Genomic DNA, 20,794 nt, shown 5'->3' on the forward strand with positions numbered 1-20,794 from the left:
CGTGGAACAGGGGCAAGGTCATTTGGCTATAAAAACAAATGTCACATCGAATAGATGACAATGTTTCGAATGGAGTGATCGTAGCCAATCTACTATTTTCTTCTATAGGCCATTGCCTAAATTTCTAATAATCTCAGTAGATATGGCTTAGTTGAGCGGGTTCTGTCGCTATAAAAAGCGGCGAGCCTAAGCCAGGCGGGCGGAGCGGCTATTGCTAGTGGCGTGCGCCCTCGCCCAGTCGTCGGAAGCAGGCCACTCCGCCCCTGGATGTCAAAGTGGCGCGATTCACATCGTGGCAGTCTCGGCAGCTCACTTGTGGATAGCAAGATTGCGTTGCATTGCAGCCCCACGAGATCCGGCGCGTAGCGTCGCGATATCAGCTATATGGAAAAAATGCGGTTACACGCGGAGGGGAACAGCTCTCAATCGCAAAATAGGCGTAGGGCACGATCAGGCCGGCGCCATGCGCCCAAAATCTGTGTGAGTTCGCGTTGCGCAAACCTTCCTTGACATGGCTGCCAAGGTCCTCATCGCGTTGGCAATGAGGACTGGGAGTACTGCATTTCACAGTCCGGAAACCGGACGTCGCTGCATCGACTTACTCCGCTTTGCTGCATCTGCTCCATGAGTTAGCGCTCAGAGCGAATGCTGTAGAGCACCTGCAGCAGCATGGCCCGCTGCAACTCTCCCCGGCGCCCCCACCAGTACCGCCTCGTACATCTGCGCGAGCAACCAGCCCATCTTCGTCACCCGTAACACCGGAGTTACAAGAATCTAATGAGTTGCTTCGAATACCGTACGCAACGCCAACGGTCATCCATTGTGCTCTGCTGGACGGACATGGCGGGAGACAGGAGTTCGTTGTAACAACGTAGCTACCAGGATCGCCACCGCCACTATCACAGGCGGCAAGGAAAAGGGTACCGGCCAAGGGCGGCCATACGACTTCGGCGTTTCCGCAGGCGTGTAGGAGACCACTCTTTCTGCCGAAGAACCAACACCGATTGGCTGAGAGGCGCCCAGATCCTGCGCCAGCTTTGTCGGCTTTTGGTTTGTCGCTTAGCGACATCATTGCGATAAGTTTTCTTATCGCAATAGCAACACGATAAACGAAACTCACAGAAAACCAATTGCGGGAGACCAGCATGCCGCCCCCCCTTACCAATGTCGGTCGTCGAATCTGAGCCATCAGAAATGAGCTTGCGCATGCGCAAAGTTCCCGCGCACACTGCCGTATGCCCGAACAAGCGCCGGCCAAAAGCAAACGGTCAGTCCTGCCCCAACCGCTCTCGCCCATGCGGCGAGGACAAATCAAGCATTGGACCCATCGGCACGATCCCCGTGGGGTTCAGCATCCGATGGCTCTCATAGTAGTGGCCCTTGATGTGCAGAAAATCGACCGTGTCCGCAATGCCTGGCCGTTGGTAGAAATCCCGCAAATAGGCTGACAAGGCCGGATAGTCGACGATTCGGCGCAGGTTGCACTTGAAGTGCCCTACGTACACGGCGTCGAAACGGATCAGTGTGGTGAAGAGCCGGATATCGGCTTCGGTAAAGCGGTTTCCGACCAACCAGCGCTGCTGGGAAAGATGTGCCTCCAGCCAGTCCAGCGTATCGAACAACGACCGCACGCTTTCCTCGTAGGCCGCCTGAGAGGTGGCGAAACCTGCCTTGTACACACCGTTGTTGACGGTGTCGTAGATCCGCGCGTTGACGGCATCGATCTGCGCGCGCAGATCAAGCGGGTAGTAATCCCCCGGCCTCGCCCCAAGCCCGTCGAATGCGCTGTTCATCATACGGATGATTTCCGACGATTCATTGCTGACGATCGTGGCCTGCTGCCTGTCCCACAGCACAGGCACGGTCACCCGGCCGGTGTACTTTGGGTTGGCCAATGTGTAGACCTGATGCAGCACGCGCGCGCCACTGACGGAGTCTGGTATCACCCCAGGGCCGTCGGCAAAGGTCCAGCCCTCCTCGCGCATTAGCCAGTGCACGACCGAAAGGCTGATCATGTCCTCCAACCCCTTGAGTTGACGCATGATCAGTGTCCGGTGTGCCCAAGGGCAAGCCAGACTGACATAGAGGTGGTAGCGGCCCGGCTCCGCGCGGAATCCACCTATACCAGTGGGTCCCGCCGTGCCATCGCATGTGACCCAGTTGCGGAAAGCCGCATCCTTACGCACGAAACGGCCACCGGTGGAGGTAGTGTCATACCACCTGTCCTGCCATTCACCATTCACCAGGAGTCCCATTGATCGCCCCTTGCCGTTTTACCGCCGCACCTTGCTTTGCCTGACGCATCGCGTTGAGATTGCATTGTGCTCCACATGACGACCTGCCATGTCTTGCGTATGCCGATCAGGGCTGCAGTCATCTGGGTGCGGGACGAGGCCGGCCAGCCGCCCCAACTACTTCATTTGAACGCGACAGAGTCAGATATCGGCCTGCCAAGCCTCATTGACCGAATCGCTCTTACAAATTCGTGCCAAGTGCCCGGCACCCTCCCCCCTTCACCTTCACCTCATCCTGCCTTCACCCACGCGCTAAATACTCCCTGCCATCCAATCACCAAGAAGGAACCGAGATGGCGACGCGAACCCAGGATTTTGACCATGACGTGGTAGTCGTCGGCGCAAGCTTTGCAGGCGCCGCCTGCGCGCTGGCTGCGGCACGTGCGGGATTGCGCGTGGTGGTGCTCGAGCGGAAGACGGACCCCGGGAGCAAGCTTCACACCACTGGCATCCTGGTCAAGGAGGCGGCCGAGCAGACATGGCTCGGCCGCGCTCCTGCCGATTGCGTGCGACGCATCGAGAAGGTTCGCCTCTATTCGCCGGCGTTGCGCAGCCTCGCGTTGGCGGCGCCCGGCTACTACTTTCTCACCACCGATACACCGAATCTGATGCGCTGGCTGGCCTCGGAACTGGTGGATCACGGGGTCGACCTGCGTCTCGACACCTCTTTCAGTCAAGCGGCACGATCCGGTGCCGGATGGTCCGTGCCGGGCGTCGGCCGCACGCGGTACCTGGTAGGTGCCGACGGCGCGAGGTCAAGGGTGGCCCAGATCGCCGGACTCGGGCAAGGTCACGCCTTTCTCTACGGCGTCGAATACGAGTTTGCCGGCCTGCAACTCTCCGATCCAGATGCCCTGCATTGCTTCGCCAGCAAGCACTTCGCGCCTGGGTATATCGGTTGGGTGGCCCAAAATCCCACCGGTGTGCAAGCTGGCCTGGCGCTGCGCCATGCGCCACGGCGTCGGGCGGCGCCGGATATCGACGGTTTTCTTCGGCGTGTCCGGCACCTGCTCGGTGTGCCGGAGGACGCGGCGCCGACCACTACCCGTGCCGGCCTGATACCCTGTGGCGGGCCGGTATACCCGTTGGCCCGGGATGGCGTACTGCTGACGGGCGATGCGGCTGGTATCGTGTCGCCGGTGACGGCCGGCGGCATTCACGCGGCGTGGCGGCATGGCGAAGCCGTCGGGCGGGCCATCGCGGCGCACCTTCAGACCGGCGCCGCAACGCCAGAGCAAGTGGCCGAACAGAGCGCGCCGCGTTTTCGGACCAAGCGGGTGCTACGTTGGGCGTTCGACCATTTCCAGTCGGATTGGGCGTTCGATGTCCTGTTGCATTCGGCGCCTTTGCGATGGGCCGCGGAACGCATCTATTTCCATAAACGCGGCGTCGCGGCAAAGATTTGAACCTGATAGCGAGACTTGTGTGATGAAACAGCCAGCCGTACTTGTGGTGGAAGATGAATCAGCCATTGCGGACACGATTCTGTACGCCCTACGCACGGAAGGTATGCAGGTCGAGACTTGCACGCTGGGGAGTGAAGCATTGGATCGCGTGCGATCACGACGCCCCGATCTCGTTATCCTCGACGTTGGGCTGCCCGATATCAGCGGCTTCGAGGTCTGCCGCTCGATGCGGACGTTTTCGGACGTTCCCGTCATCTTCCTGACGGCCCGGCACGAGGAGATCGATCGCATCGTCGGGCTCGAAATTGGCGCGGATGACTACGTGGTAAAGCCATTTTCGCCGCGTGAGCTTGCCGCTCGTGTCCGTGTGATCCTCCGTCGCGCCAAGGGCGCCGGCGACTCCCCCCACCCATCGCTGACGGTCCAGGAGGAAGCCAATTTCGTCCATGACACTGACGGCGCCCGCCTGGCCTATCGAGGCCGTTGGCTAGACCTCACCCGTTATGAGTACCGCCTTCTGGCGCTTCTGGTGCAACACCCAGGGCGCATCTTCGCCCGCTCACAGCTCATGGATCTGGTCTGGCACGATTCGCTCGATACGGTCGATCGTACCGTCGACACGCACGTCAAGACGCTCCGAGCCAAGCTCCGCGAGATCGACCCCGCTGGCGACCCGATCCGGACCCATCGCGGCATGGGCTATTCACTCGAATCACGATAAGGAAGATAAGGGCATTCCATGCATATCGGCCTGCGCATCTTCTTTGGCTTCTTCCTTATCGTCGGGCTGGCAGCGTTCCTGACCTTGCGCGTGTTTGTCCAGGAAGTGAAACCTGGCGTGCGTCAGGCCATGGAGGATACCCTCGTGGACACCGCCAACGTCCTCGCCGTGTTGGCCACCGACGATTTCAAGAGCGGTCATCTCGCCGACGGCAATTTGGCGAATCGTCTGGCGCGGCTGCATGAGCAGCCCGTCGAAGCCAGCGTGTGGGGGATGCACAAGGGTGCCGTCGGTTACCGCATCTACATCACCGATGATCGTGGCATCGTCCGCTTCGACTCGTCCGGCGCGGCGGTCGGGCAAGACTACTCCCGGTGGAACGATGTCTACCTGACCCTGCAGGGCAAGTATGGCGCTCGCAGCACGCCCTCCGACCCCAACGATGACAGCAGCACGGTCATGTATGTGGCGGCCCCGATCCGCGACGGCGAACGGATCATCGGCGTGCTGACCGTGGCCAAGCCGAACCAGACCGTGGCACCGTTCATCGCGCGCAGTCAGCGCACTATCCTGATGTACGGGCTGTTGCTGATCGGCGGCGCCGCGGTCATCGGCCTGGTTTGCACGCTCTGGCTCGTGCACGGGCTGCGCAAGCTGCAGCGCTATGCGCGGGCCGTAGCGGCCGGCGAGCGCGCCGAGATGCCCTTGCGCGGCGCCAGCGAACTCGCGGAACTCGGCCGAGCGGTGGAAACCATGCGTGTGCGACTGGAAGACAAGCAGTACGTTGAGCACTATATCCACACGCTGACGCACGAAATGAAGAGCCCGCTCGCGGCCATCGGCGGCGCGGCGGAACTGCTTCAGGAGGACATGCCGACGGCAGACCGCCAGCGCTTTCTCGGCAATATCCGCAATCAGGCACAACGGCTCGATCTGTTGATCCGCAAGCTTCTGGCACTCGCCGAAGTCGAACAACGCCAGCGTCTGGAGAAGCGCGAACCCGTGCGGCTGGCGCAGGAGATCGAGCATATTCTTGCGTCTCTTGAGCCACGGGCGCGCCAACGCGGCGTAAGCCTGCATTGGCAGCCAGCGGCGCAGGGACAATCCTTCGACGTCTCCGGCGACGTGTTCCTGCTGCGGCAGGCAATCGTCAACCTGATCGAGAATGCCCTGGATTTCGCGCCGCCGGGGACCGACGTCGACGTGGTGCTGGAACCCGGACCCCATCAGGATCAGATCATGCTCAGGATCGAGGACCGAGGGCCCGGCATCCCCGAGTACGCGCTTTCGCGGCTGTTCGAGCGCTTCTATTCCCTGCCCCGCCCCGGTGGCGGCGAGCGCAGCACCGGGCTTGGCCTATGTCTGGTTCGCGAAGTTGCCCTGCTGCACCACGGCAGCGCTACCGTTACCAACAGAGAGGGCGGTGGCGCCAGCGCCGTGATGGTCCTGCCCATCTCCGCATGACGCGCAACACATGACGTAACGCGAAAGACGGAGCGCAGCCTTCACAACGGCTTCACGCCAACCACACGCCCTCCTCACCCGCGATCGCTAGTCTTGCTGCATCTTCACTCGCAAGACAGTCATGAAAAACTTTCGCTCGTATCCCTACAAGATTCTGGTCGCGGCGGGCCTGATCCTGGTGCTGTGGGCCGCCCTGCAGATGGTCTTCAATCTAGTGGAGGAGCGCAGCCAGCTCCAGGAGTCCGCCGAGCAAAGCATCTGGCGTAGTTATGCCGGCCCGCAAACCTTGAATGGCCCGATCATCGTCCTGCCTTACAAGGAAGTCCTCGTGGAATCCGAGGCAAAGGATGCCAAGGGCCGCAAAACACAGACGCAGTACCGGGAGGTCACGCGACAGTTGCTGGTCTTCCCGAAGTCCCTCCAGGTTCAAACCGAGATCAAGCCCAGCGAACGGTACCGAGGCATCCACAAGGCGATTGTTTATGAGGCGGCGAGCCAGTGGACGGGCACCTTCGCCTTGCCTGACCTGAAGGCGGCCACTGCATTCGAGAAATCCGCCGGGCATGTCCGCTTCGAACTGGGCGAGCCGTTCGTGGCACTGGGCGTGTCCGACATGCGTGGCCTTGCTGCGGCGCCGGTCATGCAACTCGCCGGAAAGTCGCTGGAAATGGAGCAAGGCGCGCAACTCAATGGGTTGGGCCAGGGGCTCCATGCGGACCTCGACCTCCGCGGTGCGGCCGGCAAGCCCGCCGACGCGCGCGTCGTGCCGTTCTCGCTCACGCTTTCCTTGCTTGGAAGCCGTTCCATCGCGTTCGCGCCGGTCGCGGACATGAATACGTTCAGTATGCGATCCGCATGGCCGCACCCAAGTTTCGATGGCGACTTCCTGCCACGCCAGCGCACGGTGGACGCCAGTGGCTTTCGCGCCGAATGGTCGGTCAGCGCGCTCAACACCCACGTGCGAGAACGCCTTCTGCCCATAGAGAATGGCGAGCGTACACAACCATCCGTGACGGCCCCGGCGAACGCGGCGGAGTCCATCTCCGTCACGCTGATTGACCCGGTCAACGGCTATGTACGCGTCGAGCGTGCCATCAAGTATGGGCTGTTGTTCGTACTGCTGACCTTCGCCGGCTTCTATGTATTCGAGCAGATCAAGCGCCTGCGGATTCATCCGATCCAGTACCTGCTGGTTGGACTGGCGCTGACCCTGTTCTTCCTCATGCTCGTCAGCCTTTCCGAGCACGTGACATTCCTGTTCGCCTATCTGGCCGCGAGTGCCGCCTGCATCGGACTGCTCGCCTTCTATCTGACATTCGTCCTCCACAGCTGGCGCCGAGGCGCGAGTTTCGCGGCGTTGATTGCTGCGCTGTATGGCGCGCTGTACGGCATTCTGGTTTCCGAGGACAACGCGCTACTGCTGGGTTCGACCCTGCTCTTCCTGGTGCTGGCCAGCATTATGACGGTGACACGTCGCGTGGATTGGTACAACGGGGATATGCAATCCATCTCGGAGAAAGACGGGGGCGAAGGATAAAAGTAATAACAGGCGCGTGGCTCAGTAGTGTCCAGGCCGCCTGTACCCAATCAGGAGGTGCACCGCGCTATTCCCCGCGACGGTTCCTCCGCCCCATTAAGTGTGATGGCTCGCCCAGCCTATGGCTGGGTCGGGCCACTCACTCCCGCTCCCTCGTCAACCCACGAACGCCCCCGGCACCGGGTCCTCGCCCAGCACGCTCAGCAGAACCGCCCAGTGCATGGCCTCATCACCAAGGATGCTGCCGGCGGATTTGGCAAGTTCCCGGTTGTGGAAACTCGGCAGTACGCCCAGGTAGGCAGCAGTAGCACCCTTCTCCAGCCCGGCTGCGAAACGCAGGACATCGGCCTGGGTTTTCAGATCCGCAGCCGGGAAGTTGTATTCGCTGGCCTTCCGGGTCTTGACCGGCGTGCCGCCCAGCTTCATCACCGTGTTGGCCAGCACATCCGCATGGGCCTTGTGGTGCGTCTGGAACTTGACGGCGGTGTCGAGCACCGGCTTTTGCAGCAGCCCGCTTTCGGCGCCCACCTGGTAAGCAGCGATCGCTTGGTATTCCAGGCCAAGTGCCGTGTTGAGGATATTGATGTCGTCTTTTGTGCTGGTGGAATGCGTTTGCCCCCAGGCGGGCATGGCCTCGCCAAGCGACATCACGGCCAGCGACCCGAGTGCGAATGCGCCCGGTGCCTTGAGCCAGCCGCGGCGGACCAGATCGGGAGCAAGGTCGGCGTCGCCGGCGTCGCAGGTGGCGCCGGCGAACGGCAAAGACAGGTCAGGCTTGGTTTTCATGGGAACCCTCCTTGATTTGGGCGATGAGCGCTAGCGGGCGAAGCACATTGCCCGTGCGTTATCGGCTTATACGCAGCCATCCACCCGGCGGATGCACCGCTGACTCCCCGCTGCCTATAATCCGGCCAACCCCATCCGCCTGGAGCGCCGCGTGGCCCTGTCCCCGGAACCTCCTTCTTCATCGCCCGATACGTCCACGGGGCTTGATGTATTGCTCGGCCGGGTGGCGTTGGGGGATCGGCTGGCGCTGCGCGCGCTTTACGATCAAGTCGTGCCGAAACTGTTCGGGCTCGCGCTGCGTATCACTCGCAGGCGTGACTGGGCGGAGGACGTGGTGCAGGAGAGTTTTGTCAGCATCTGGCACCACGCCGCCGATTACCGACCGCAAGTGGCCGCCCCGATGACGTGGATGACGACGATTGTGCGCAACCGGGCGCTCGACTGCCTGCGCCGGGCGCATACGGCGCGGCTGGCATCGGCCGCTTCCCTGGAAGACACCCCGGAAGCCGATCTCGCAGACGAACACGATGGCCCGGCCGAACTGGCGCAGGCCAGCGAACAGGCCCGCGCGCTGAACCGTTGCCTGCAGCGCCTGGACGGCCCGCAACGCGAGGCGGTAGTGCTGGCTTACCTGCAGGACCTCAGCCATGCCGAACTGGCCGCGCGGCTGCGCGTGCCGCTGGGCACGATCAAATCGTGGATCCGCCGTGGTCTGGAGAAGCTGCGCGCCTGCCTGGAGGCCACGCCATGAATCTTGCGCGCCACCCTGACCTGCTCGACCGCATGGCCGCCCAGTACGCATTGGGCGTGCTGCGCGGTGGCGCGCGCCGCCGCATGGAGCAAATGGCGCGCCAGGAACCCGCCGTGCGCGTGGCGATTGCCCATTGGCAGGCACGATTGGCTGGGGTGGCCGAACTGCAGGCGCGGGCCGTTCCCGTAGAAGCCGTCTGGTGCGGCATCGAGCGACGGCTAGGCTGGAAGGCCGATCCCCCCGAGGCACAGCCGACACGCACGACTGGCTGGCGTCATGTCTGGCAGGCCGCGAGCTTCTGGCGTGGCGCCACGGCGGCGATGACGGTCATCGCGCTGATCGCCGTTATTGCCACCATAGGCCTCGGGCCCGAGCGACGGCCCAGTCCCTCCACAGTGGTTGCCTTGCTGCAGTCGCAACAATCCCGGGCTGCCATGCTGGTCAGTTGGGATCCAACTGGCCCCGCCCTGGTGGTTCGCAGGCTCGACGACCTGAAGCTGACAAACCAGCAGGTCCTCCAGCTTTGGGCGCTCCCCGTGGATGGCAAGCCTCAATCGCTGGGCGTGATTGGCCGCGCGCGCCAGGTTCGCCTGCCGCTGGCCACGCTGCCCGCCAACGTGCCGACCCTGGCGGTCAGCATCGAGCCACTCGGGGGGTCCACCAATCCGGATGGACCGAGCGGGCCAGTCGTGTTCCACGGCGCCTTGCTGAAATCCCCGCGCTGACGTGCTGAGGGACTACGGTTACGTCTTCTCCACGCCTGGCGCTGCGTACTGATTGTCTGGCGATACCACCACGGGCGCGGGGGGCTGGTCCATGTAGTGCGGCGACATGATCTGTACCCCGTTGCGATTGAACTCGTCCTGGATCGCCGCGTGCAGGACCGATAGGAGCTCGAAGCGCCGCCGCGGGTCGTCAATCGAACAGAACAGTTCGTATTCGACGTAGAAGTCCTGCAGACCACGCTGAAGCACGTAAGGGGGCGGATTGTTGCCGAGCCCCGGCACGGTGGCGGCCGCGCGGATCAACATGCCGTGGATCTGGCGCCAAGGCGCGTCATAGCCAATGGTGACCGACGTGGAGACCAGCGCGCCCATATTCGCTTCCGAACCACCCCGGCGAGAGTAATTGTGGATCGCGCTGCCGACCACCACCGCGTTCGGCAGCGTCACTTCCTCGCGCCGCACGTTGACGATCTTGACCGACAGCGAATCCAGTGACGTCACGGTGCCGATCGTGCCGCCGATATCGACCATGTCGCCGCGCCGGAGCGCGCGCGAATACACCAGCACCATGCCGCTCATGATCTGGTTGACGATATTCGCCGATCCCAGCGTCACCATGAACCCGAACAGTACCGACAGGCCCTTGAATACATCGCTCTGCGAGCCCGGAATGTACGGATACGCAAACGTCAGCCCCAGCGCCCAGACCACGGTCGACGCGATGCGCCGCGTTGCGCCGGCGGTCTCCGGGTGCATGCCGGGCACCGTGACCTGGCCTCGCTGCACCGCAATAAAGATCGCGACCACCAGCTTGTGCACGGCGCGTGTGATAAGCAGGATGACCGCCACGGTCACCAACCCCGGGACGGCGTCTAGCATCGACGTGCCGACATGCCCCAGCAGGCCAAGCAGGAACGCCCCCATGCGCTGGCCCAGCGGTCGGGTCAGCGGGAACTGTTCGAGCGCGAAATCGAGCCACAGGAAGATGAGTAGCGCGATCAGCGCCGCGCCGACGATCTGCGCGATGCTGTTGGCAAGCTGCAGCAGTGCGCCGGACCAGTCGAAACGACCCGACGTCCGCGTGCGCAAGCGTGACTCCAGCGCGCGGCGGAGCATCAGATCAAGCCGACGGCGGCCGCGCGCGATGGACCACAACAGGCCTAGCAGGAGCAGCAGCGCAGCCAGCGAGTAGCCTGTGCCACGCAGGATGGTGGGCCAGTGCAACTGGTCGCGGCGGGCATCGAGCGCAGTCTGGAGTTGCGCGGCGGCCGTGGCAGCCACGGACTCCACGGTCTGCCCTGGCTGTTCGGGGTCCAGATCGCCATCGACGACCGAGAACAGGATGCGGTTACCGACCTGCACTGCCACGCCCGAAACGTTGCCCAGTCGGCCCGACAATTGAGTCACGGGTTCGCCAAGCTCGCGCCGGTCAAGCTTGTCGAACCGTTCCTGCGCGCGGGCGACCCGCACCGCGGGGGGCGTGCCTCCAAGTTCCGCGCGAAGCGTCACCACCGGCAGGTTCATCAGCACCAGATCGGCGGGCGGTGCCGCAGGTGACGTGGGCGCCTCGGCAGCCCACGTGGCGAAAGGCATGGTCAGCCACCACAGCAGCGCGATCCATGACACGGCGGCGGACCTGCCGCGGCTGCTTCGCTTCGCTCCCCGTGGTATCAGTGAATCCATCATCTCCATGCATCCGCCTAGCCGTTCACAATCGCCGATATCACCCACGTTTGACGCCTCAGGCAAGTGAAATCATTCGTGTTGTGATTTAAGTTCGGTCCGTCCGCTAGAATTCCCGCCAGATACAGGCCCCCGAAGGTTTCGAAGTTGGCACTACAGCAGGGTTTTCTCCTGACCCGACACTGGCGCGACACGCCCGCAGGCACGGAAGTCGAGTTCTGGCTCGCCACCGATGAGGGCCCGCGCCGACTGCGCCTGCCCCGGCAGCCATCCACGGCGTTCATACCGGCCGCGCAACGCGAGACGGCCGAGGCGCTGCTGCGTGGCGAGCGCGATGTCGAGTTCCGCCCGCTGAACTTGCAGGACTTCCAGCGACGCCCGGTGATAGGGATCTACTGCGACCAGCACCGCCAGCTCATGCGGATTGAAAAGGCGCTCCGCGACGCAGGCGTCAGCGTCTACGAGGCCGACGTCCGCCCGCCCGAGCGCTATCTGATGGAGCGGTTCATTACCGCCCCGGTCTGGTTCGACGGCCAGCCCGGGGCGGATGGCGTGCTGCGCGATGCCCAGATGAAGCCGGCGGCCGACTACCGGCCCAAGCTGCGCCTGGTCTCGCTCGACATCGAAACCAATGCCTTCGGCGAACTCTATTCCATCGCGCTGGAGGGCTGTGGCGAGCGGCAGGTCTACATGCTGGGCCCCACCCCCGCGCAACCGGCAGCGGATATCGACTTCGCGCTGGAATACCGCGCAACCCGTCCTCTGCTGCTGGAGGCGCTCAATGACTGGCTGGCTCGCCACGATCCCGACGCGATCATCGGCTGGAATCTGGTGCAGTTCGACCTGCGTGTGCTGCGTGAGCACGCGCACCAGTACCAGATTCCGTTGCGCCTGGGTCGTGGCGGCGCGGAACTGGAGTGGCGCGAGCACAACCAGCAGCAGCACTACTTCGCGGCAGCGGCGGGCCGGCTGATCATCGACGGCATCGAGGCCCTTCGCTCGGCCACCTGGAACTTCCCGTCGTTCAGTCTCGAATCCGTGGCCCGGACGCTGCTGGGCGAAGGCAAGGCGATCGACAACCCGTACGACCGCATGGATGCGATCGACCGGATGTTCGCCGAGGACAAGCCGGCCTTGGCCCGCTACAACCTCCGAGACTGCGAGCTGGTCACACGCATTTTCGAGAGAACGGAACTGCTCTCCTTCCTGCTGGAACGCGCGACGGTGACCGGCCTGCCGGCGGACCGCAGCGGCGGTTCGGTCGCGGCTTTCACGCATCTCTACATGCCGCTGATGCATCGGCAAGGCTACGTCGCGCCGAATCTTGGCGAGAAGGCGCCGGAAGCCAGCCCTGGCGGCTTTGTCATGGACTCCCGCCCCGGACTCTATGAATCGGTGCTCGTGCTCGACTACAAGAGCCTGTATCCGTCGATCATCCGCACGTTCCTGATCGACCCGATCGGGCTGGTCGAGGGTCTGGCCCACCCAGACGACGCCGACTCGGTGCCCGGCTTCCGGGGCGCGCGGTTTTCACGCACGAAGCACTGCTTGCCGGCCGTCGTCGCGCGCGTGTGGCAAGGCCGCGAAGCCGCCAAGCGAGACAAGAACAAGCCGCTCTCGCAGGCGCTCAAGATCATCATGAATGCGTTCTACGGCGTGCTGGGCTCCAGCGGCTGCCGCTTCTTCGACCCACGACTGGCGTCGTCGATCACGATGCGCGGCCACGAGATCATGCGCCAGACGCGCGCGCTTATCGAGGCCCGGGGCTACGAGGTGATCTACGGCGACACCGACTCCACGTTCGTGTGGCTGCGTCGCGCGCGGTCCGAGGCCGACGCCGCGCAGATCGGCCGCAGCCTGGTGGCCTACGTGAACGACTGGTGGCGAGATCATCTGTGGCAGACCTACAGCCTGGAGTCCGCGCTCGAGCTGCAGTTCGAGACCCATTTCCGGCGCTTCCTGATGCCGACCATCCGTGGCGCCGATCTCGGCAGCAAGAAGCGCTACGCGGGCCAGGTGATGCGCGCCGACGGCACGGCCGAGATGGTGTTCAAGGGCCTGGAAACCGTGCGCACCGACTGGTCACCGCTGGCGCAGCAGTTCCAGCAGACGCTCTACGCGAAGATCTTTAACCGCGAGCCCTATCGGGACTATGTGCGCGACACCGTGCGCCGCACGCTAGCCGGCGAACTCGACGAGCAGTTGATCTACCGTAAGCGCCTGCGCCGCCAGCTCGACGAATACCAGCGCAACGTGCCACCGCACGTACGGGCGGCACGCATCGCCGACGAGTACAACGTACTGCACGGCAGGCCGCGGCAGTACCAGCGCGGTGGCTGGATCAGCTACTTGATGACGATGGCCGGCCCCGAACCACTGGAAACACGCGCATCGCCAATCGACTATGAGCACTACGTCACACGACAGTTGCAGCCGATTGCCGATGCGATCCTGCCGTTCCTGGACGACGATTTCGAGACATTGCTGACCGGGCAAATGACGCTGTTTCCCCAGTAACTTCCCTAGTTGCACGGTTCCGGGCACATTCGCTGAGGTATGCTTGGCGACCTAGAACAAGAATCCGCAGAGACTTCCCGCGCAGTCCATCATGTCCACCACCCTCCCCGATCCCACTTCCCCGGTTGCCCGTTCCAAGGCCATGCGCGCCGCCGCCAGCATGCTCGTACTGCGTGACGGAACACGCGGCATGGAGGTGCTGATGATGCGCCGCCCGCAGCGCGACGACGATCGCAGCGCCGGCGCCTTCGTGTTTCCCGGCGGCACGCTCGACCCGCAGGACGCCACGTTGCACAGCCTGTGCAGCGGACTCGAGGACTCAGCGGCCAGCGCGCGGCTCAGTGTCGCGGCGAACGGGCTCGACTACTACCTATGCGCGGTGCGAGAAGCGTTCGAGGAAGCCAACCTGCTGTTCGCCTACGACACGCGCGGGCAGTTGGTGCAACTCGACAGCCTGGCGGAAAGCGTGCGTCGCCAACTGCGCGAGGCGGCCGGCTACGGTGGCAAGGGGCTGGCGCACGTTTGCGAGATGCTTGGGTTGCGGCTGGCCGTCGACCGACTGGCGTACAGCGCCTACTGGCTCACGCCACCCGGACTGCCCAAGCGCTTCGACACGCGCTTCTTCATGGCCATGCTGCCCTCGGGCCAGACCGCTCTCCACGATGGTGTGGAAGCCGTGGAGCACCGCTGGCTGCGTCCGGCCGAGGCTATCGACCCGGCCAGCAATTTCACGCTGGTCAATGCCACGCGCAGGATCCTGCAGTCGATCGCGCATTTCCAGAACGCACAGACTTGCTTCGATTTCGCGCAGCAGCAGCGCAACATCCCCCTGGTCATGCCACGTCTGGCGAGCGGACCCAAGGGCCAGCGCCCGGTGATGCCGGAAGAGGCACCGTATGCGGAAATCTCCCGCATCGACCCCGATGGCGCCGGGCACGGCCGCTATGCGCTGGAGCCGGGCCATGCCGTAAAACTGTCCGATCGCGTCTGGCGCGTGACGGCCAATAACGGCAGCGTCATGACCGGGCCGGGCACCAATACGTACTTCGTGGCCGGTGCGGACAACACCTGGGCCGTGATCGACCCGGGTCCCGACGATCCCGCCCACTTCGACGCCGTCATGGCCGCCGCGCCAGGCCCCGTCAAATGGATCTTCGCCACGCACACGCATATGGACCATTCGCCGGGCGCCGTGCGACTGCGGGCCGCCACGGGCGCGCCGGTCATCGGGCTGGTCACGGCCGCAACCGACCGGCAAGACCCGACCTTCGCGCCCGACCACATGCCACGTCACGGCGACCGTATCGCCCTTGGGCCCCAGACGACGCTGCGCGTGGTCCACACCCCGGGCCATGCCTCGAACCATCTCTGCTATCTGCTCGAGGAAGAGAAGACGCTGTTCACGGGCGACCACGTAATGCAGGGCTCGACCGTCGTGATCAACCCGCCCGATGGCGATATGCGTGCATACCTGGGGTCCCTGCGGGCGCTGCTCGATGAAGACATCGAGTGGATTGCCCCCGGTCATGGCTTCCTGATGGGCCGGCCGCATGACGCGATCCGCCTGTTGATCCGGCACCGCCAGCAACGTGAAGCCAAGGTCATGAACGCGCTGCGCGCGCTGGCCCCGACGGATCTCGCCACGCTGCTCGCCAGCGTCTACGACGACGTGCCTCCGGGCAAGCATCCGATCGCCCAACGCTCGCTGCTGGCACATCTGCGCAAGCTGGAGGCGGACGGATTGGCACGCGAGGTGGAAGGTATCTGGCACCTGTTGCCTGGCGGGCTGTAACGGCCGGGCAGGCATCTTGCTGCGGCGCCGCACAACCGCCACCATCGCTTGAAATATCTGGATACCACGCCGGTCTTGGCGGTACGCCGGCGCGCTGCCTACATTGATGGCATTGAGATGCAACGGAGGCGCCATCATGTCCAGACTCATTGCCGTGATGCTGCTGACGCTGACCGCTACAGGCGCGGGCGCCGCGACTGCCGTCACCAAGTGTGAAAGCAGCCAGGACACGCTCTATACGGCAACGCCCTCATGCCCCGCCGGCTACACCAACACGACCCGGACCATGCGCGGCAACGTGGTCACCGTCCCCCGCGCCACCCCCAAGGCGCGACAGGCTGAGCTGGCCTACCTGCAACATCAGGCGCAGATTTCGCAGCAGATCCAGGCTTGGGACGAACGCGACGCCGAGCAGGACTGGCGCTTGATGAATGCGTTCTGGAACCAGTGCCGCGTTCTCGATTACCAGATCCGAGGCACGGAATGGGCCATGGAGCACACCGAATACTGGAGCCGGGCAGACCGCTACCGTGAGGCGGTGAACGCCGCCCGTGCGACGCAGTTCCAGATGGGATGTTTCCTCTGACTTCGGATGGGTCGCGGGACGGTAACCTCGCCGCCCCGCCGTGGAGGTTCCGGACCCGGGCGCACCGTATATTTCGCCGATATTAAATGCGCTTAGATCGGCATACAGAAAATTTCAGGCGGATTCCGGCCAGATTCAGGTCTTCTCTCACATACAATCCGTTCCCATCCGGCCCGCCACGTTTACATGATCAAATCATGTTCCGAACGCTGGCACTGCGGTCGCAACCGCTTCCTGTGAAGATCATGCTTACTCTCACTGCGATAGTTGCGTATATGCTGGCCTGCATCGTTGCATTGGCCTTCGGTGCCCGCTGGGTACTCAAGAATGACCCGCTGCTCAAGCAGCAACAACTACTCGACTCCGCTGCTGGCGCTCGCGCGGAAGATCACCCCACCTGACGCGCCACAGACGCTGCAAGCACCGTCACCTTGTCGAAACGCCGGTCCACGAGACCGGCGTTTTGCTTTCCGGTCCTCCCGGATCCGGCCTTGCGCGGCCATGCCTCCTTATGGTTTTGATGCGACGCAAAATGATCTTGCGTCGCCTTTTCGTCTATAAACGCGCAACATGGCGAGACCCTGCCGGTTATCAAGGCGAAGCATCAATCCAACAAGAGGAGACACGAAGCATGCGTTGGAAGCAGCGTCCAGAAGGCTCCAACTGGGGCGAATTCGGGCCCGATGATCAACTTGGCCGCGTCAATCTGATCGGGCCCGAGCAGGTGATCAGAGGGGCGAAAGAGATACAGGCAGGCATCAGTTTCTGCCTCTCGCTACCGCTCGATTACCCTGGTGGCAACAAGCTCAATCCGCGACGCCACCCACCTCAGTTGCGCCCGACATTCCGCGACGACATCCCCTATCTGAACTTCCCGCTGGCCAAGGTGGACCCTGCCGCCACCGATGTCATCAGCGACGATCAGGTATTGCTGTGTCTGCAGTATTCGACACAGTGGGACTCATTGGCGCACGTTGGCGCGCTGTTCGACGCCGACGGCGACGGCCGTCCGGAGCGGGTCTACTACAACGGCTACCGAGCCAATGCCGATGTCGTTGGACCCGTGGACTACGCCGAGGATGACCACTTCGAAGCCCACGATTGCGGCCACGGCCACGGCAGCCATGCCGATGCGCTCGGCATCGAGAACTTCGCCGTCAAGGGCATGCAAGGCCGAGGCGTGCTGGTCGATCTGGCCGACGTCTACGGCACCGGGTACCGCAACGTGGGCTACGAAGACCTGATGCGGGCGATGGAGACACACCAGGTGGAAGTGGAACGCGGCGACATGCTCCTGCTGCGCACCGGCTTTGCCGAGGTGGTGCTGTCGATGCAACGCGAGCCCGACGAGAATGTGCTGCACCACAGCTGCTGCGCCCTGGATGGTCGTGACGACCGCCTGCTCAACTGGATCACCGATGCCGGCATCGCCGCCCTGATCGCGGACAACTATGCCGTCGAACGCTATCCGGCACGCCCGGCGCCGGCCGACGCGAAAACCCACCCGCTGCTGCCGCTACATCATCACTGCCTATTCAAGTTGGGATTGCCGCTTGGCGAACTCTGGTATCTGCGCGAACTGGCCGACTGGCTGCGCGCGCATCGTCGCACCCGCTTCATGCTGACCGCGCCACCACTCAGGCTGCCAGGCGCTGTGGGATCGCCGACGACGCCGATCGCGACGGTCTGACTTGCTCCGCTCTCCCACGCGTGGGAGAGCGGAAAACCAGAAGAACCCGAAAGGACACCCGAACACCAAGGAGGAGACGCATGAAAACAAAAGCACAAAAGCTCGCTGCCGCGGTACTGGTCACAGCGGCATTCACCAGCGTGACCACGCACGTCCACGCGCAGCCCAAGCCCGGTATCTCCGACGATGTCGTCAAGATCGGACTACTGCTCGACATGAGCGGCCTGTACTCGGACGTCACCGGGCGCGGTAGCGCCGCCGCCGCGCAGATGGCGATCGACGACTTCGGCGGCAAGGTACTTGGCAAGAAGATAGAACTGGTGGTGGTCGATCACCAGAACAAGGCCGATATCGCCGCCAACAAGGCGCGCGAATGGTTCGATCAGGACCACGTGGACGCGATCCTCGACGTGGCCGCATCGGCGCCCGCGCTGGCCGTGCTGGACGTCGCCAAGCAGAAGAACAAGATCGTGGTGTTCTCGGGCCCCGGGACGGAGCGCATCACGAATGACCTGTGCACGCCCGTGTCTGTCCACTACGCGTATGACACCTACGCGCTGGCCAACACCACCGCGCGCGCCATGGTCGAGCGTGGCGGCAAAACATGGTTCTTCCTGACAGCTGACTATGCCTTCGGCCATACCCTGCAGCAATCGGCCACCGCCGTGGTCAATGAGGCCGGCGGCCGCGTGCTGGGCGCCGCACGGCATCCGCTCAACACGAGCGACTTCGCCTCGTATCTGCTGCAGGCCCAGGCCAGCAAGGCACAGGTGGTGGGACTGGCCAACGCCGGTGGCGACACCGTCAACGCGATCAAGGCCGCATCCGAGTTCGGCCTGACACGTAACGGCAATCAGAAGCTGGCCGGGCTGCTCCTTTACATCAACGACATCCACGCCATCGGCCTGAAGACTGCGCAGGGGCTGGTGCTGACCGAGGCGTTCTACTGGGACATGAACGACGCCACGCGCGCGTGGTCACGCCGGTATTTCGAGAAGGTCAAGAAGATGCCGAACATGAGCCAGGCCGGCGTCTACTCATCGGTCTCGCACTACCTGAAGGCTGTACAGGCAACCGGTACCGACGAGACCGCGGCGGTCATGAAGCAGATGAAAGCCACGCCGATCAACGACTTCTTCGCAAAGAACGGACGCATCCGAGAGGACGGTCGCATGGTGCACGACATGTACCTGTTCGAAGTGAAGAAGCCCGAGGAATCGAAGTATCCGTGGGACTACTACAAGCTACTGGCCACGGTGCCTGGAGACCAGGCCTTCATTCCGCCTTCGAAGTCGCAATGCCCGTTGCTGAAGAAGTAGCGGACATCGTTGGAGACATGCGTGGCGTCGAAGCGCCGCGCATGTCGCTGCGACTCGACGTCGTATGACAATGCGCTGATAGGACTGATTGACGTAGCCCTACTGACCTGGCGCTACTCCTGAACGGAAAACTGAAACGGTTTGGTGACTCGTGCGAGGGCGCAAGAAGCGCCTCTAACGGAAGACGCGCAAGGCGTCCATGGGAGAAATTTGAAACCGCCAGTCGGCGACTAGTTTCGAAACCCAACTGGGCTGCGGCCCGGCATTGTTCACAGCCACGAACAAACTGTCACCGATTCCACTCTTCTTTGCTTCGCCTCCTCTCGTTATATTCCTGACGCCGCACCGCGCCCGAGCCCGCAAGGAGGCGTGCGTGCGTCTGATAACAAGGATCACGAAGCATGAAGACCCGTATAACCTGCCTGGCCGCTCTGGCCATTCTGCCCATACTGCCCGCCACGGCCCACGCCGACGGCAGCATTACGCTCTATGGCGTAGTCGATGCCGGCGTGGAATACCTGACCCACGTACCGAACTCCGCCGGCGGTAGCAGCAGCGTTGTCCGCCTGTCGGCCGGCAACCTGTCGACCTCGCGTTGGGGCCTGCGTGGCAGCGAAGATCTTGGCGGTGGCCTGAAAGCCATCTTCACGCTGGAGAACGGATTCGACCTGGACACCGGCAACGCCAACCAGGCCGGCCGGCTGTTCGGCCGCCAGGCATTCGTGGGCCTGCAGAACCAGTACGGATCGCTGACGCTGGGTCGTCATCAGACCGTGCTGTATGACTTCTCGCTCACGTATGACCCGATGGCCATCGCCACACGCTATTCGGTGCTGATGCACGACAAGTGGATGTCGGGGCGCGCCGACAACTCGCTGAAGCTGACCGGCAAGCTTGGCGCGGTCTACTACGGGCTGTTCTACAGCACCGGCTACGACAGCAAGGCCGGCGGCGAGATTCCGGGCGACTACAAGGCTGGCCGCAACTGGTCGGCCGCGGCTGGCTACGATGCGGGACCGCTGTCGGCGCGCGTGGTCTACGACGAAGTGCGCGGCAGCACCGTTGCTACCGATGACAACCGCGAGCGCCGCGCCAGCATCGGCGCCAGCTACAACTTCGGCCGTGGCCGGGCTTTTGCCGGCTATCGCTGGTACTACGGCGATTTCGCCACCAGTTCGCTGCGCACCAACCTGTACTGGCTTGGCGCGAGCTATCAGGTGACGCCTGCGGTCACCGTGACCGGCGCTGCCTACTACACCGACGTGCGCAACAGCAGCGGCGATCCGTACAGCTTCGTGCTTTCGGGTACCTATGCATTCTCGAAGCGTACGGACCTCTACGCCATTGCCGCCTACGCTCAGAACAGCAACGGATCGGCCATGGGACTCTCCGGCTTCGGCCCGTCGCTGAACGCCAACGCCACCACGCTGACGGCCGCCACCGAGCAGGTCGGTGCGGGCCAGAACCAGTTCGGCGCGATCATCGGCATCCGCCATCGCTTCTGATCGGCAAGCGCATACCAG

General features: G+C 63.4%; 16 protein-coding genes. 13 read left to right on the top strand and 3 right to left on the bottom strand.

Annotated elements, in window-relative coordinates; translation table 11 throughout:
- Window positions 1–1,268 precede the first annotated feature (1,268 nt).
- On the bottom strand, window positions 1,269–2,255 hold the full coding sequence (locus B2246_RS05580) for a glutathione S-transferase family protein (protein WP_286880736.1): 987 nt from the start codon (window positions 2,253–2,255) through the stop codon (window positions 1,269–1,271).
- A gap of 332 nt (window positions 2,256–2,587) precedes the next feature.
- Here B2246_RS05580 and B2246_RS05585 point away from each other — a divergent pair, with 332 nt between their 5' ends.
- The 4 genes from B2246_RS05585 (at window position 2,588) to creD (ending at window position 7,422) form a co-directional block, all read left to right on the top strand.
- Window positions 2,588–3,700 (top strand): NAD(P)/FAD-dependent oxidoreductase, encoded by a 1,113-nt coding sequence (locus B2246_RS05585; RefSeq protein ID WP_186425368.1) that lies wholly within the window; start codon window positions 2,588–2,590, stop codon window positions 3,698–3,700.
- A gap of 22 nt (window positions 3,701–3,722) precedes the next feature.
- Window positions 3,723–4,421, top strand: coding sequence for a two-component system response regulator CreB (creB, locus tag B2246_RS05590; protein ID WP_286880737.1), 699 nt, complete (start codon window positions 3,723–3,725; stop codon window positions 4,419–4,421).
- Window positions 4,422–4,439: 18 nt separating this feature from the next.
- Entirely contained in the window at window positions 4,440–5,885 is a 1,446-nt protein-coding gene (creC, locus tag B2246_RS05595; protein ID WP_286880738.1) for a two-component system sensor histidine kinase CreC, read from the top strand.
- A 121-nt stretch (window positions 5,886–6,006) separates the two neighbouring features.
- On the top strand, window positions 6,007–7,422 hold the full coding sequence (gene creD / locus B2246_RS05600) for a cell envelope integrity protein CreD (RefSeq protein ID WP_035882137.1): 1,416 nt from the start codon (window positions 6,007–6,009) through the stop codon (window positions 7,420–7,422).
- 156 nt (window positions 7,423–7,578) lie between these two features.
- Here the strand turns inward: creD and B2246_RS05605 are convergent, their stop codons facing one another.
- The gene (locus tag B2246_RS05605) at window positions 7,579–8,208 is read right to left on the bottom strand and encodes a ferritin-like domain-containing protein (RefSeq protein ID WP_035882136.1); all 630 of its coding nucleotides are present in this window, start codon (window positions 8,206–8,208) and stop codon (window positions 7,579–7,581) included.
- A 151-nt stretch (window positions 8,209–8,359) separates the two neighbouring features.
- Between B2246_RS05605 and B2246_RS05610 the strand changes: the two genes are divergently transcribed.
- Window positions 8,360–8,959, top strand: coding sequence for an RNA polymerase sigma factor (locus B2246_RS05610; protein ID WP_286880739.1), 600 nt, complete (start codon window positions 8,360–8,362; stop codon window positions 8,957–8,959).
- Window positions 8,956–9,684, top strand: coding sequence for an anti-sigma factor (locus tag B2246_RS05615; RefSeq protein ID WP_286880740.1), 729 nt, complete (start codon window positions 8,956–8,958; stop codon window positions 9,682–9,684). Before B2246_RS05610 ends, B2246_RS05615 begins: the two co-directional genes overlap by 4 nt.
- Before the next feature lie 18 nt (window positions 9,685–9,702).
- Here the strand turns inward: B2246_RS05615 and B2246_RS05620 are convergent, their stop codons facing one another.
- On the bottom strand, window positions 9,703–11,310 hold the full coding sequence (locus B2246_RS05620; RefSeq protein WP_286880741.1) for a mechanosensitive ion channel family protein: 1,608 nt from the start codon (window positions 11,308–11,310) through the stop codon (window positions 9,703–9,705).
- A 204-nt stretch (window positions 11,311–11,514) separates the two neighbouring features.
- Here B2246_RS05620 and B2246_RS05625 point away from each other — a divergent pair, with 204 nt between their 5' ends.
- The 7 genes from B2246_RS05625 to B2246_RS05655 all read left to right on the top strand — a co-directional run bounded on the left by B2246_RS05625 (window position 11,515) and on the right by B2246_RS05655 (window position 20,776).
- Window positions 11,515–13,884, top strand: a complete 2,370-nt coding sequence (locus B2246_RS05625) for a DNA polymerase II (protein WP_286880742.1) — start codon at window positions 11,515–11,517, stop codon at window positions 13,882–13,884.
- 91 nt (window positions 13,885–13,975) lie between these two features.
- A complete protein-coding gene (locus B2246_RS05630; RefSeq protein WP_060784233.1) occupies window positions 13,976–15,676 on the top strand; it encodes an MBL fold metallo-hydrolase in 1,701 nt (566 codons plus the stop codon).
- A 136-nt stretch (window positions 15,677–15,812) separates the two neighbouring features.
- Window positions 15,813–16,262 carry a hypothetical protein gene (locus tag B2246_RS05635; RefSeq protein WP_286880743.1) on the top strand — a complete coding sequence of 150 codons (450 nt, stop codon included), beginning with the start codon at window positions 15,813–15,815 and terminating at the stop codon, window positions 16,260–16,262.
- Between the two features lie 245 nt (window positions 16,263–16,507).
- Complete coding sequence (locus tag B2246_RS05640; RefSeq protein WP_223277318.1) at window positions 16,508–16,663, top strand: hypothetical protein; 156 nt, start codon at window positions 16,508–16,510, stop codon at window positions 16,661–16,663.
- A gap of 230 nt (window positions 16,664–16,893) precedes the next feature.
- A complete protein-coding gene (locus tag B2246_RS05645) occupies window positions 16,894–17,952 on the top strand; it encodes a cyclase family protein (RefSeq protein ID WP_008650752.1) in 1,059 nt (352 codons plus the stop codon).
- An 80-nt stretch (window positions 17,953–18,032) separates the two neighbouring features.
- Window positions 18,033–19,271 carry an ABC transporter substrate-binding protein gene (locus B2246_RS05650; protein ID WP_286880745.1) on the top strand — a complete coding sequence of 413 codons (1,239 nt, stop codon included), beginning with the start codon at window positions 18,033–18,035 and terminating at the stop codon, window positions 19,269–19,271.
- Between the two features lie 401 nt (window positions 19,272–19,672).
- The gene (locus tag B2246_RS05655; protein WP_035882127.1) at window positions 19,673–20,776 is read left to right on the top strand and encodes a porin; all 1,104 of its coding nucleotides are present in this window, start codon (window positions 19,673–19,675) and stop codon (window positions 20,774–20,776) included.
- The last annotated feature ends 18 nt before the right edge of the window (window positions 20,777–20,794 follow it).

It is taken from the genome of Cupriavidus sp. UBA2010, from assembly GCF_002335265.1.
GTDB lineage: Bacteria > Pseudomonadota > Gammaproteobacteria > Burkholderiales > Burkholderiaceae > Cupriavidus > Cupriavidus metallidurans.